This is a genomic window from Cyclobacteriaceae bacterium, assembly GCA_013141055.1.
Classification (GTDB): domain Bacteria; phylum Bacteroidota; class Bacteroidia; order Cytophagales; family Cyclobacteriaceae; genus ELB16-189.
Window position 1 is genome coordinate 1,320,092 of the sequence record JABFRS010000002.1, and the last position, 13,823, is coordinate 1,333,914.

Genomic DNA, 13,823 nt, shown 5'->3' on the forward strand with positions numbered 1-13,823 from the left:
CTAAGGTTTGTTTAGACCTTTTTCATATAACCAGACACGAAGCAAGGATAAAAGCTGATCGATATCCACCGGCTTCGTGATATAATCGGAAGCACCCGCGTTGATACATTTCTCACGATCACCCATCATGGCTTTCGCGGTTACAGCAATGATCGGCAGGCTCTTGAATTTAGGATTTCTTCGGATGGCAGCGGTCGAGTCATATCCATCCATTTCCGGCATCATCATATCCATCAGCACGATATCAATCTTTGAATTACTTTCCACCTGACGAAGTGCTTCCTTTCCATCCACGGCCGTGACTATCTTCATCTGGTAATTCTCAAGAGCTTTCGTCAATGAAAAAATATTTCTCATATCATCGTCTACTACCAGCACCGTCTTGTTGCGGAGAACTTCATCGAGCGTCCCGAATTTGTGATACTTGGCAACAGCCGCCGACTGGTCATCTTTCTTCTCCATCATATGCAGGAAGAGAGAAACTTCATCGATTAACCGTTTGTAGGAATGGGCAGTCTTGACCACGATGGAATCAGCATACTTCCTGATTCTCATTTCCTCTGCTTGCGAAAGACTTTTTCCTGTGAAGATGATGATCGGCAAATTCTCTAAACCTGCAGTCTTCTTGACAGTCTCCAGAGTATCATAGGCTTTCTGATCGGGAACACCCATATCCAGGATCACACAATCAACCGTATTTTCCTTGAGGGTCTGAATTGCATCCTTGATATCACTCTTTATGTCAAGACTGATCTCAAAGGTTTCAAGGAAATATGCAAGCGCTTTTGCATGCTTTGAATTTTCTTCAACGATCAGAACTTTCTTGGGATGATGAGAAAGCACATACTCAATTTTCTTGAATACATCCTGAAGCTGATCAAAGGCTACCGGCTTATTGATAAAGTCGACCGCACCCTTCAACAAACTTTCATTCTTCACCTCGTGTGATGACATGATGTGCACCGGAATATGCTTCGTTAAAGAGTTTCCCTTCAGATCTTCCATTACCTCCCATCCGCTCTTTATTGGCAACTGGATATCAAGCAAAATTCCCAATGGCGAAAATTCTTTTGCAAGCGCGACACCTTCATCGCCACGAACAGCAACAATTCCTTTATAACCTCTTTGACGGGTGTAGTCAAGCAGTGATTTTGCAAAGTTGACATCATCCTCCACGATCAACATTACCTTGTCCCCTGCCTGGATCTTAAACCGATCATCGGGAATATTCTGAGGAATAGTGGTGCTTATATATTTGTCTTCTACCGTCAGCTTGACTTCCTTTTCTACAACAGCTTCCTGTTCCTTTTCTTTATCAGAGTTTTGTAAGATAGATTCTCGTGTAACAGGAACATAAATGGTAAAGACGCTTCCCTTATCGATCTCACTTTTCAATCGGATCTCTCCGCCTAAAAGTTTTGCCAGTTCACGGCTGATAGAGAGACCAAGCCCGGTTCCTCCAAATCTCCGCCTGGTTGATCCATCTGCCTGCTGAAATGCCTCAAACACCAAATCCTGCTTCTCCTTTGCTATTCCAATACCCGAATCGGAAATTGATATTTTTAATAAGGATTTATTGTGATCGTCAGGAGCAATACTTAATTCCACTGAACCCTTCGTCGTAAATTTCAATGCATTGGAAAGCAAATTCTTAATGATCTGCTCAAGCCGCATTTTGTCTGTTTCAATTTTATCCGGTGTTGATGGATTAATCCTGACCTTGAATTCAATTCCCTTCTCTTTCGCTATTGGATTGAACAACGAAGTCATGTCATTAATAATCTCTGCAACAGCAATGTGCTGATACTCGAGTTGCATTTTACCTGCCTCGATTTTTGAAAGATCAAGTATCTCATCGATCAGTGATAATAAACCATTGCCAGAACTTTGAATGACTTTTGCGTATTCAACCTGATCGCCCGTCAGATTCTCTTCTTTATTCTCCGACATGAGTCGGGATAGCAATAGAATAGAATTGAGCGGTGTGCGCAATTCATGAGACATGTTTGCAAGGAATTCCGACTTATACTTGGCACTTGTCTCGAGCTGGTCTGCTTTTATTTTTATTTCAACATTGCGTTCATTGATCAGTTGATTTCTTTCCTCCAGCAATCTGCTGCGCTCTTCAAGTTCATGATTTGCCTCTTTTAATTCTTCCTGCTGCACTTTCAATTGTTCTTCAGAAGCTTGCAATTCTTCTGATTGCACTTCCAGCTCACTGTTTATGTTTTCAAGCTCACTGTGCTGAGCCTTTAATTCTTCTGATTGAGATTGCGTCTCTTCCAGTAGTTCCTGAAGACGTTTCCTGTTTTGCGCAGTGGAGATAGCGATACCAATATTATGCGAAATTGTTGAGAGATACTCGATGTCCCTTTTCGTAAATTCTTTAAGGGTTGCAAGCTCGATGACTCCTTTTAAGAGCTTACCATCTAATACCGGAATGGCAATTATATGGGTGGCTTTTGCTTCACCTGTTGCATAACTGATGTAAATACTTTCAGGAGGAACATTCCTTAGTTCAATTAGCTTACCGGAAATTGCCGCCTGTCCAATTAAGGTCTCTCCTAATTTGAATCTGGTTCTCTCCTTCTTTGGAGCATAGGCATATCCAGAACTAAAAACCAATTGATCGTCTTCTGCGAGATAAACCGCTCCAGCGTTGCTATTGGTATAGGCGGCCAGGAAAGATATTATGTCTGCCGTCAGCGTTTGAACCTCCAACTCGCCAATCATTACGTCATTCAATTTTGCAACACCAGTCTGTGTCCACTCTTTGTCTGATAGTAATGAAAAGGAATAGTCGAGCGATTCCGCCATTTTATTTAAGGATCCTGCCACATTCCCCAACGAGTCACTTTGCTTGTCATCGACCCGGATATCATAGCTTCCCTGCGATATCTGATCAGCTATGTTGCGGATAATTCCTATTCTGCGTGTTATATCTTCATCCTTCTCCTGAAGCTCGAGCTGAAGTCGTGTCCTTTCCGCAAAATCACTTTGAACACGTGCGTAGAAGAGCACGGTAATCAACAAAGCAATCAAAGCAGCTACTACTATTAATATAGGAGTAAAAGATGCAAACCTATTCATACTGGCAGTGCGGTCCTCCAATAATTGCTCTTCTCTGTCCTTGATAATTTTAATGATTCTCCTGATCTCATCCATGATCATTCTACCTGACTGCAAATCCTCCGCTTTGATCTCATTGCCCAACTGCTTTGCATCAATGCTCTTCTGAAAAAACTCGAAGCGACTATTGATAACTTCTTTTAACTCCTCGAGTGTTAGTTGCTGGCTTGAATTATCACTGGTTAGACTCTTCGCATCATGGAATGCAGCCATGGCGCGACTTTTTGCATCGAGGTACGGTTGTAAAAACTCTTTTTGTCCCGTGAGGAGATATCCCCGTTGACCTGTCTCTGCGTCAATCAAAGAAGCACTCAATGCATCCAGCTTGATGATCACCTCATGGGTATGGTTTACCATTCTTGCTCCCTGAAGCAGGTTGCTGATACTGATGAATGATGCCGTTGAGCTTACGATCAGAATAATGAGCGATGCACCAAAACCAATTAGAAGATTACGTTTAAGATTATTCATAGAGTTTCCTCAAACTATTTGTCGTTTCCCTTTGTGGACGGATCAAATGATCTTGTCTGAACTTCGGGAAGCACAATAATAAATGTCGTCCCTTTGTTCTCAATGCTTGTAACATCAATTAATCCATGATGTCTTTCAATCACTTTCTTTACGATCGAAAGGCCGATACCCGTTCCTTCATACTGATCTCTGGAATTCAGCCGCTGAAATATTTCAAATATGCGCTCCTTGAATTGTTCATTAAATCCAATTCCATTATCACTGATGGTGATCCTGAAGTAAGATCCTGATGAGGAAGTTTCTGAGTCAATCGCTTTGTGGGCAATACGTTCTGAGGTTATTCTTAATTCGCATTGGGTATTAATTCTGCAGAATTTAAAAGAATTAGCAATTAAATTCTGAAAGACCTGTTTGATTTGAACGGGAAAGCAATCAATGACAGGAAGATTATCAAGTTCGATCTTCGGATTGAGCTTCTCAACCTTCAACTCCATATCATTCAGAGTTTCCTGAAGAATCACATTGAGATCAGCTTTTACAAAAGTAGCCTCCACACCTAATGTTGAATAACTCAACAGATCATTGATAAGCTTCCTCAGACGGGACGCAGATGAGGATATCCTCTCGATAAAAGACTTTCCTTTTGGATCATCCTGGAGATGTCTTTCCAAAACAATATTACTGAACGCTTCAATTTTTCTCAAAGGTTCCTGGAGATCATGGGAAGCAATGGATGCGAACTGCTGCAAGTCACGGTTAGTCTCAGCTAACCGATCGTTCATTACTGTGAGTTGGGCAGTCCTTTCCTCAACCCTCTTTTCCAGAAGCTGAGAAGCCGTTTTTTGTTCATGGATATCCGTAAATATCCCTACCCATTTCACAATTGCTGCCCCCTTAATAATGGGAGTGAGATGAAGGACATGAAACCTATATTCTCCTGATTTCAGATTTTTGATCTTTAATTCCTTACTGTAGGATTGTTTGGAGAGAATGGCACTTCCTATACAATTGAAAAACGTAATTCCTTCTGTCTCCGGGTAAACTTCAATGGAATTACTGTAAGAACACCAGTAATGATTGACATACTCTACGGTGCCTTCAGAATCTGTGCTGAAAGCTGCCATTGGAATAGATTCCAAAACTGACTTTAACTCCTCAACATTCTCCTTAAGAAGTTGCTCAGCCCTCACTTTATGTTCTATCTCCTCACGCAATGATTTTTCCATCGCCTGAAGGGTGCGGGTCTGCTCAGACAACCGGGAGAACGTCTTGACCTTTAATAATAAGATGTCAGGATCAAAGGGCTTAACAACGTAATCAATCCCCCCTGATGAATAACCCTTCGTAATGAATTTCTTTTCAACGTTTACAGCTGACAAAAAGATGATGGGTATCTCCTTCGATTTGCTGTATCCCGAAATCGCTTCAGCAACTTCAAAGCCATCCATTTCAGGCATCTGAACATCCAGGATTATAAGAGAGTATGAGTTTTTGAGTATCTTCTTAAGGGCTTCTTCCCCGGATGATGCTGAATCTACCTCAAAATTGTTTATAGAAAGAAGCGTCCTTAACGAGAATATATTTGACTGGTTGTCATCAACGATAAGTATCATCTTCCTGAACTAAATTGAAAAGCTTATCTGGATTGCTTTTAAGAATCGGGGTGTAATTAAAACCTTTGGAGAGATATATAAAACGTTTCTGCTCACTAATTCACGAACTTCCCTAAAAATCTAATATTTGATTTAAAGGATGTTTACTGAAAAATCTGTGCCATCAGCACTGAATTATCCTTCTTCTGTAAAGAATATTGAAAGTTTTTTATGTAATGGAAGAAATACGCAGAATTGCGGAGTAGCAGGATGTATTCCGATCGCTATCTTGAAACAAAAACCAACCAATGGAAATCCCCCTGGTAGAGGAAGAAAAGAAAAAAGACTCAGGATGCTTGCTCATGCTTGGCAAGATCACATTGATCATTGCCGGGCTATTTGTCCTTGAGTATTTCGTTCAATGGAGCTTCCATCGAGAATATCCTGCAAATGAACTAACGAAGACTTTTCTCCCATTCCAGAACAATTACCTGGCGTTTACGGACGCATTTATTACGAGCGAAGGAATGACCAGTGCATTTTCAGACGACCTTAGCGCTACCGGAAGATTGCTGGGCAATGGAGTGCTCGTTATTGGCGTGCTCGCTATTCTTTCTGTTATCATTTTTGTGATTCCTTTCACAAAAAAATACGTCGATAATATTCTCTACTGGCTTTACATTCCGGTATTTACCGTGACGTTGATCTACAGTCAGTTTTTCCCGCCTGTAAAAACTGTTTTCGATAGTGAACATAAAAAGATGCTCGTCACCACATATTCCTGGATGTTCATTGAGAACACGATCGAGATCCCATATGATAGTATATCAGACTTCTATTATTCTCTGGAAGATGTAAACAGTTATTCAGATTCAGAGCATGCAGAACTTGCCGCAATTTTTGCAGCTTCCGGAGATCAGAAAATTTTTATTGGAGAAAATCAAACCGGGACTCATGCTCCAACTGATTCCACCTGGAGGATCAAGGCAAGGCGACAGCCCCAGGCGAAGTTGCTCATTGAATCATTAAAGAAAATAACAGGTGTATTGATTGTGCCTGTGGACACTATGATGATGAATCCTCCGGTCTTTTAATACCATGATTCTACTTTTGTTTTAGATCACGAAAGAATCTTGCCCAGTTGAAGGGGTTAAGGAATGGATTCGTTCGCACCGATGACTTATCATACATGCTTTGATTGTACGAATCCATGTAATAACGATAGTTAAGATTCCCATCCATGGGAGTTGTCCGCATCATCAATGCCATTAACTCAGCATTGAGATTTCTTTTATCAATTCCATTGGCATCCATCGGCACGTTAAGAGCGAGAATTGCCTGCTTAAAAACTTCTTCTGTGGGAATAGGAAGAACTGTAACGGTCTCAAGAAAAGTATTATCGGTCGTCATCTCCACGATGATCGTCATGAATTCCTGAGGATAGTTTGGAACGATTATATGTTGTTTGATGTATCCCACAGCACTGATCACAACGCTGTCACCCACCACTACTGGCAGGGAGAAAAAACCTGTCATGTTGGTAGAAGTACCACGACCGGCTTTAGGAACCCACACGTGAACGCCTGGAAGTCCTCTTGTACTATCCTCACCCAAAATGATACCGGATAATTGAATGATCCTTCTTTTTGTCTGCTGTGCCTGACTCGTCGAAACCGACATCAATCCTCCAAGCATTACTACCAACACCAACCAATAGATTCTTTTCATAGCAATGAGATCAAAGATAAAGAGAAGGCTACGAATCGCCTAACCTGTTTTACAGCAAAGGTTTTTTACTACTTTAGTAACTGAAACGTGAGATTAAAGCACTTTAATATTGACCTGGGAGCACAGATATTTCTGGCCTGCTCCGACACTTCCCGACTCCGCATCCTGAGCCTGATTATGAGCAACGGCGAAATGTGCATCAGTGACCTGGAGCGCATTCTGGACTTTACCCAGGCAAAAACATCCCGACACCTTATTTATCTGAAAAACTCCGGAATCCTCTCCTCCCGAAAATTAAATCAGTGGGTCTTCTATCAGATCAAGGAGGAGGTCTTCGATATTCTCAAACTTATGCTTGAGTTCATCCGCCGCGATCCAGCCCTGCAGCATGATCAGCAAATCTTTCAAACGCTTTTTACCAATCGTGAACTGGCCCTGAACAAGCTGCACATTCGCCCGTTAGGTCATGTCTCTGTTAAGTAATTTTTCTATTGTATTGCCTTCATGAAGAAGTACTCCTGCATTCTCTTTGATCTCGATCATACCTTGTGGGATTATGAAGTGAATTCAAAAGAAACACTGGAGGCCCTATTTCATTCCCATCAGCTGCAGCAGAAAGGAATTGAAGGTTTTGAACACTTCTTTGAAAGATTTACACATGTCAATACAGACTTGTGGAAACTTTATGACAAAGGCTTGATCGGGCAGGAAGTTATCCGGCTGGAGAGATTTCATAAAGTCTTTCTGGCATCGGGACTTGAAGCATACGAACTTTCACAGAAATTTTCTGACGAGTACCTCATCGAACTTCCTAAAAAAGAGAACCTTCTTCCACACACAAAAGAAACATTGCAATACCTCAGTGAGCGCTATCCCATGGTTATCGTAACCAATGGCTTTGAAGAAATGCAGGGAATAAAGTTAACGTCAGGTGGCATCCGTCATTACTTTAAAAATATTGTTACCTCGCAACGTGCAGGAGACAAAAAACCTTCCAGAAAAATATTTGATTTCGCGCTGGCTGAGATCGGGCATGATCATACAACAGCTTTAATGGTGGGTGATAATCTAATCACGGATATTGGAGGAGCACGGTCAGCAGGCCTGGACACTGTCTACTTCAATCCGAAGGGTGATCCACATTCTGAAGAGGTTACTTTTGAAGTGAGAAGTCTCCATGAGTTGAAAAATCTTCTCTGAAATTGTGATAATTCCGGGTTGTTTTAAGAGTCTGGAATTGCAGACGCTCGCATTTCCACAGTATCAATTCCACCTCCTTTTTTAATTATCTTTGCCACCTCAATAAAATATTCTATGCCTAAAGGTTTTTATAATATTCCTCATCCTAAAAATGAACCGGTTTTAAGCTATGCTCCAGGATCAAAAGAGCGGGCTGCGTTAAAAAAAGCTGTTGAAGAAGCTCGCGCTACGGTATTGGACATTCCTATGTACATCGGAGCCGAAGAAGTTCGTTCCGGAAATAAAAAATCAATTTCTCCCCCGCACGATCACAAGCATATCATCGGCCATTTTCATGCCGGTGACAAAGGTCATGTGGAGCAGGCGATCAACGCGGCCATGAACGCGAAAGAATTATGGTCTAATCTTGGGTGGGAACATCGCGCAAGCATTTTCCTGAAAGCTGCTGATCTGCTGGCAGGGCCCTATCGATATAAAATGAATGCCGCAACCATGTTGGGGCAATCCAAGAATGCTTATCAGGCTGAAATTGATTCTGCCTGTGAGCTCATCGACTTTTTAAGATTCAATGTTCACTTCATGAGTGAGATCTATGCTGAGCAGCCGGAGTCAGGTCCGGGAGTATGGAACCGCCTTGAATACAGACCACTTGAAGGATTCACATTTGCCCTCACTCCTTTCAACTTCACAGCTATTGGTGGAAATCTTCCGACCAGCATGGCGATGATGGGTAATACAGTGGTATGGAAACCAGCCAACACTCAGATCTATTCAGCAAATGTCTTTATGCAGATCCTGAGAGAAGCAGGATTACCGGACGGCGTGATCAATCTTGTCTATGTGAGCGGCCCGGATGCTGGTGAGGTGATCTTTAACCATAAGGATTTTGCCGGAATTCAATTTACCGGAAGCACCGGGGTTTTCCAGAATATGTGGAAAACGATTGGTGAGAATATCTACAAGTATAAATCCTATCCACGTATCGTTGGAGAGACCGGCGGAAAAGACTTTATCGTCGCTCATAAGAGCGCAAACGCTAAAGAAGTTTCGACTGCCATTGCACGAGGTGCATTTGAATTCCAGGGACAGAAGTGTTCTGCAGCATCGCGCTGCTATATTCCTTCCAACCTGTGGGATGATGTGAAGAAGTATTTGCTGGAAGATCTCAAGAGCTTTAAAATGGGTGGCCCTGAAGACTTCGGAAATTTTATCAACGCCGTTATTGATGAGAAGGGGTTCACTTCTATTACAAATTACATTGAGCAGGCCCGCAAAAATCCAATGAATGAGATCATTGCCGGAGGAAAGTATGATAAATCAAAAGGATACTTTATTGAGCCAACGGTTGTTCTCACAAAAGATCCTTCATCTTTAACGATGTGTGAAGAGATCTTCGGACCTGTGATCACGATCTATGTTTATCATGAGGAAAATTTTGAACAGACCCTTGAACTGGTAGACAAAACTTCTCCATATGCATTAACAGGCTCCATTCTTGCAAAGGATCGTTACGCTATCGAGATGGCTACTAAAAAACTTGTTAACGCGGCAGGTAATTTTTATATCAATGATAAACCAACCGGTGCAGTGGTGGGACAACAACCTTTTGGTGGAGCAAGAGGATCCGGAACAAATGATAAAGCCGGTGCGAAAGTGAATCTATTGCGGTGGGTTTCTATGAGAACCATCAAAGAAACTTTTGTTACCCCTGTTGATTACAGATATCCATTTCTTGATAAGGAATGACAGTGAGCAGTTTTTTTAAAGGTTCAAAAACAAAAGATTAATATATTCGTATCACCATTGACAGTAAAGTTCAATTTTAACCCCCAAACCCACAAAAAATGAATAGAATCGGAAAAAAATTAACACTGATGGCAGTTCTTTTTGCCTGCATGGTATTTACTGCCAATGCTCAGAGTAAGGGAAATGTTATTAAGATTAACATCTTCAGTCCTATTGTAAAGACATTCAATATCCAGTATGAAAAGACTTTGACTGCTACGAGCAGCTTTCAGTTAGGATTTTTCTATACAGGATATTCTTCAGGGTCAACAGATTTCAGCGGTTTCGGAATTACTCCTGAATATCGTGCGTATCTGTCAGAAACAGATGCACCTAAAGGAGTTTATATTGCTCCGTTCCTGCGTTATCAAAACTTCACACTGACAGACGGCGGCAATAAAGGAACATTTAACAGTTTCGGCGGTGGTTTGATCATCGGTAAACAGTGGATCTTTAAGGAAAAAGTTGCCCTTGATATCTTTATCGGGCCCTCCTATTCTTCAGGAAGTGCAAAAACTACTTCTGGTAGTGGAACTTTCGATACAGGTGTATTTGATGGCTTTGGAATTCGTACAGGACTTTGTCTTGGATTCGCATTCTAAGCAATTCTTTTACTCTTAATAAAAATCCCGCTGAGATCATCAGCGGGATTTTTTATTTGATCGACTTGTTATTAAATCTTTCGTCTTCTCATTTATACCATTCTACCTTTCTTGAGAAATACATCAGGGCACCGACGATCATAAATAGTCCAATGCTTCCCAACAAGAGAGAGAAATCCTGCTGAAGGATAATGATAAAAATGAATGTGTAGAATATTGCCAGCAGTGATGTAAACAATACTACGAGGTTTGTGCTTTTCAGAAAAGATGTTGAGTAAAAACTAATGAGGCCTACGGTCGATGCAGCCGAGATCCAATAAGCAATGTTATAGCCAACCTGTTCAGATAAGCTTAATAATAGCGTATAATAAATAATGAGAGCCACTCCGATCAGGATGTATTGGAACGGATGAATTCTAATCTTCTTGGTAATCTCAACCAGAAACAAAGCAACAAATGTGAGAATGATGATCAGCTGACCGTACTTGGAAGTGCGGATGCTTTTTTGATATTGATCGACAGGCACCAGAAGTTTAACTCCAAATTCATATCCACTGAAGCTAGCGGTAGATCTAGTCCATTGCTGAGCAAAGGGACGATTGTAGTGTAATATTTTCCAGTTGGCAGAAAATGCAGATTCCGAAACACTACGATCGACTGGTAGAAATTCCCCATCGAAACTTGGATTTCCCCATTTGCCTTCCAGCTTAACAGTTGTGGTCTTCCCGGTTGGAACAAAGCTCAACTGCTGACTTCCTTTCAGGTTGATAGATACGGCAGTGCTTTCCTTGAAATCATCCGAAGTCAGCCATCCCAGTCTTGCAATGATGCCGCTTGAAGTATTATTTAAACTATTTTCAACACCAGGTTGTGCATAATCTCCTGCCAGGCCGTTGAAAGTAATTCCAAGCTGATTAGAAGGCTCTGTTGACTTATCAACCCCTCCTATTTTAAAGACCGGATTATCGCTTATACCCCTGAGATCTGAAATCGAAAAGATCATGTGAGCATCCTTCCATAGAACTTTATCTTCAGAAATTCCCAATGATTTAAAATCAGGTTTAACGAAAGTAGAGTTGAGTGCAAGTGCAGATGAATAAACTGCAACGTCAAAAATTCCCCGATGCAGTTCTTCCGGCTGAATGTCTCCCTTAATATCCAGCTTCTCAGGAAGAAAATAATAGTTTTCAATCGTCTCAGTAATTTCAACTGTGCCTTTGGCATGATCCGTTCTACTCACCTCCCTTTTATATGGAATGACGAGGATGGGGCCTGATAGTGTTTGAGGGCCTGACCATTTAGAAGACACTTCGTTGATTACTTCACCTGCGCGAAGCTCGCGTTCCTCCATGAGGCTTTGTATCCAGGCAGAAGGTATTAAAAGGATAAGGACCAGAAATCCGATTGACACCAGTTTGACCGTGATGGATTCTTCTATCCATCGGTTAAATCTTTCGAGAATGTTGGAGGGTTGTGGGTATGTTTCCATAAGGTTTAATTTGTTTGAAAGTACTTTTAATTTGAAAGTAAATGAGTAAAAAATTATTTCTTTTGCTGTTTTACAAGAGATTCAAGCGCATCCAGGTGTTTTTTGAAGACAACGCGGCCACGTTCGGTGACCTTATACTGTGTATTGGGTTTGCGATCAATAAATGATTTCTGCACGGATATGTACTTCTCCTTTTCAAGGGCTTTGATATGAGAGGCCATCCCACCATCACTCACCCCTACGATCTCTTTCAAAGAATTAAAATCGTATAGATCATTCGTCACCAGTACAGACATGATCTGTAGCCGTACCCGGTGCTCCAGCACTCTATCAAGATGTTCGAAAGGATTTTTCAACGATCGTATTTATTATATAGAATAGCGCCGTACAAAACATGAAGGACGCCAAAACCAATTCCCCAGAATATCAGATCATAGCCGGGAAGCAATGCTGAGACAAGTCCAAGGATAATTTCAGAAAAACCAAGATAGCGGACCTCACCAAAAGTATTTGCACTTGCGTTGAAGAGGGCAAGACCATAAAACAGAAGGCTGATCGGGCTGACCAGCTCCCAGTAACCATTATATAGTAAAATCAATATGAGGAGTCCTCCTGTTACCAAGGGAACAGCAAGGTGCATCACCATTTGGCGAGTGGTGGAATTCCAAAGAGAAGATCCTGTTTTCTTTGCTTTGCGTGCACTGAGAAATAAACCAGTTGATATTGATGCGATGAGAACAACGGCGGCAATGGTCAGAAACTGAACCATGACACCAAAGCCTTCATTCAGACCACGAACAGGATTGACATTGTCCAGGATCCAGTAAGCGGCTGCCACCCCCGCAAGAGCATATAGCCCTGAGAGAATACCTGACATCCCGCTCAACGAAATGAATTTTTCAGATCGCTCCATCATGGACCTGATGGAGGCAATGTCCTTCTCGTATTCGTGAATTTCCTTCATCTGAAAGTACTTTTGATTACAAAGTAAATCAAACGGACGGAAGGAACAAAGGTTCTTCAGGAGAATATTTTACATGAATTGACAAATAGCAACCTCAAAATTAAAAGTACTTCTCCGCTCTCAATCCGTACGTGATCAAAAGATTTTCACGGCTGTTGAGGCTCAGTCGGTTGTAGGTGATGGAAGTTGTGAAGCTCAGCCATTTCTTGATCTTAATGTGAAGGTTTGTGTTTGACTTGATTACGTAATCCGTTCCAGATGATAGCGAAGGCTGGTAAAAATCAGACCCATCAATAACGATCAGCTCGTCTTTGATATCCCAGCGAAATTTTATCCGGAGAGAATTCCTAAAAGTATTGTAAACAACATTCCCCAGTTCAGGATCAATAAGGTCGCCAGTTTCATATAGAAATCCATCACTGATGATGAGATGGGCATTTTTAGTATTAACAAAACTATATGCTATTCCCAGCCCGCCCTGAAACCTATTATTTATTTTCAGAGAATAGGAAATGTCATAGTTGAGCAATCCCCAATAATAGAGCCGTTGCTGATTTTTGAGATAATTAAAATCCAGACTGGAAGAATAGTCGTTGTTGGTAACTGTGGCTTGCTGCTGACCATACACCCAACTGTTGTTGGTATTGACTTCTATTTTGTCTTTGCTGATGTTGAACTTTAGAAAGTTGCTTAGCAGGTATGAATTGCCGGCATTCGTTTTATTAATGCTGCCCGTAGAGGCATAACTGAAATAGTAATGAGTACTGTCATTAAATTGAGAAAAACAGGGGTGACAGAGCGCAATAATCAGCAGGATCAGGAGAGATCTTAACCTATATATCCGGACACTTTCTCCCATCTGG

The 13,823-nt window shown here is 41.4% G+C and carries 12 protein-coding genes; 5 read left to right on the plus strand and 7 right to left on the minus strand.

The features are described from left to right. The gene (locus HOP08_20530; GenBank protein ID NOT77316.1) at positions 1-3,600 is read right to left on the minus strand and encodes a response regulator; all 3,600 of its coding nucleotides are present in this window, start codon (positions 3,598-3,600) and stop codon (positions 1-3) included. A gap of 14 nt (positions 3,601-3,614) precedes the next feature. Beyond that, positions 3,615-5,213 carry a response regulator gene (locus HOP08_20535; protein ID NOT77317.1) on the minus strand — a complete coding sequence of 533 codons (1,599 nt, stop codon included), beginning with the start codon at positions 5,211-5,213 and terminating at the stop codon, positions 3,615-3,617. Between the two features lie 287 nt (positions 5,214-5,500). On the opposite strand from HOP08_20535, the gene HOP08_20540 reads away from it, so the two are divergent. Then, positions 5,501-6,286: a hypothetical protein gene (locus HOP08_20540; protein NOT77318.1), complete on the plus strand. Its 786-nt coding sequence runs from the start codon at positions 5,501-5,503 to the stop codon at positions 6,284-6,286. A gap of 10 nt (positions 6,287-6,296) precedes the next feature. Here HOP08_20540 and HOP08_20545 read toward each other — a convergent pair whose 3' ends face one another. Beyond that, the gene (locus tag HOP08_20545) at positions 6,297-6,920 is read right to left on the minus strand and encodes a carboxypeptidase-like regulatory domain-containing protein (GenBank protein NOT77319.1); all 624 of its coding nucleotides are present in this window, start codon (positions 6,918-6,920) and stop codon (positions 6,297-6,299) included. Positions 6,921-7,007: 87 nt separating this feature from the next. On the opposite strand from HOP08_20545, the gene HOP08_20550 reads away from it, so the two are divergent. From HOP08_20550 to HOP08_20565, 4 genes are all read left to right on the plus strand, one after another. Further along, positions 7,008-7,403 carry a metalloregulator ArsR/SmtB family transcription factor gene (locus HOP08_20550; GenBank protein NOT77320.1) on the plus strand — a complete coding sequence of 132 codons (396 nt, stop codon included), beginning with the start codon at positions 7,008-7,010 and terminating at the stop codon, positions 7,401-7,403. A gap of 21 nt (positions 7,404-7,424) precedes the next feature. After that, positions 7,425-8,120 carry a noncanonical pyrimidine nucleotidase, YjjG family gene (locus HOP08_20555; protein NOT77321.1) on the plus strand — a complete coding sequence of 232 codons (696 nt, stop codon included), beginning with the start codon at positions 7,425-7,427 and terminating at the stop codon, positions 8,118-8,120. A gap of 114 nt (positions 8,121-8,234) precedes the next feature. Continuing rightward, positions 8,235-9,866 carry an L-glutamate gamma-semialdehyde dehydrogenase gene (gene pruA / locus HOP08_20560; protein ID NOT77322.1) on the plus strand — a complete coding sequence of 544 codons (1,632 nt, stop codon included), beginning with the start codon at positions 8,235-8,237 and terminating at the stop codon, positions 9,864-9,866. A 98-nt stretch (positions 9,867-9,964) separates the two neighbouring features. Continuing rightward, positions 9,965-10,507 carry a DUF3575 domain-containing protein gene (locus HOP08_20565; protein ID NOT77323.1) on the plus strand — a complete coding sequence of 181 codons (543 nt, stop codon included), beginning with the start codon at positions 9,965-9,967 and terminating at the stop codon, positions 10,505-10,507. 88 nt (positions 10,508-10,595) lie between these two features. On the opposite strand, the gene creD is transcribed toward HOP08_20565, so the two are convergent. The 4 genes from creD to HOP08_20585 form a co-directional block, all read right to left on the minus strand. Further along, positions 10,596-11,996: a cell envelope integrity protein CreD gene (gene creD, locus HOP08_20570; protein NOT77324.1), complete on the minus strand. Its 1,401-nt coding sequence runs from the start codon at positions 11,994-11,996 to the stop codon at positions 10,596-10,598. Positions 11,997-12,049: 53 nt separating this feature from the next. Further along, the gene (locus HOP08_20575; GenBank protein ID NOT77325.1) at positions 12,050-12,292 is read right to left on the minus strand and encodes a transcriptional regulator; all 243 of its coding nucleotides are present in this window, start codon (positions 12,290-12,292) and stop codon (positions 12,050-12,052) included. Positions 12,293-12,348: 56 nt separating this feature from the next. Beyond that, positions 12,349-12,960 (minus strand): hypothetical protein, encoded by a 612-nt coding sequence (locus HOP08_20580; GenBank protein NOT77326.1) that lies wholly within the window; start codon positions 12,958-12,960, stop codon positions 12,349-12,351. A 100-nt stretch (positions 12,961-13,060) separates the two neighbouring features. Further along, complete coding sequence (locus tag HOP08_20585) at positions 13,061-13,819, minus strand: DUF481 domain-containing protein (protein ID NOT77327.1); 759 nt, start codon at positions 13,817-13,819, stop codon at positions 13,061-13,063. Positions 13,820-13,823 lie beyond the last annotated feature (4 nt).

Bases quoted from the DNA above. Each gene is read 5' to 3' on its own strand.
- HOP08_20530 (NOT77316.1), bottom strand. From the start codon at position 3,600: ATGAATAATCTTAAACGTAATCTTCTAATTGGTTTTGGTGCATCGCTC.
- HOP08_20535 (NOT77317.1), bottom strand. From the start codon at position 5,213: ATGATACTTATCGTTGATGACAACCAGTCAAATATATTCTCGTTAAGG.
- HOP08_20540 (NOT77318.1), top strand. From the start codon at position 5,501: ATGGAAATCCCCCTGGTAGAGGAAGAAAAGAAAAAAGACTCAGGATGC.
- HOP08_20545 (NOT77319.1), bottom strand. From the start codon at position 6,920: ATGAAAAGAATCTATTGGTTGGTGTTGGTAGTAATGCTTGGAGGATTG.
- HOP08_20555 (NOT77321.1), top strand. From the start codon at position 7,425: ATGAAGAAGTACTCCTGCATTCTCTTTGATCTCGATCATACCTTGTGG.
- pruA (NOT77322.1), top strand. From the start codon at position 8,235: ATGCCTAAAGGTTTTTATAATATTCCTCATCCTAAAAATGAACCGGTT.
- HOP08_20565 (NOT77323.1), top strand. From the start codon at position 9,965: ATGAATAGAATCGGAAAAAAATTAACACTGATGGCAGTTCTTTTTGCC.
- creD (NOT77324.1), bottom strand. From the start codon at position 11,996: ATGGAAACATACCCACAACCCTCCAACATTCTCGAAAGATTTAACCGA.
- HOP08_20575 (NOT77325.1), bottom strand. From the start codon at position 12,292: ATGTCTGTACTGGTGACGAATGATCTATACGATTTTAATTCTTTGAAA.
- HOP08_20580 (NOT77326.1), bottom strand. From the start codon at position 12,960: ATGAAGGAAATTCACGAATACGAGAAGGACATTGCCTCCATCAGGTCC.
- HOP08_20585 (NOT77327.1), bottom strand. From the start codon at position 13,819: ATGGGAGAAAGTGTCCGGATATATAGGTTAAGATCTCTCCTGATCCTG.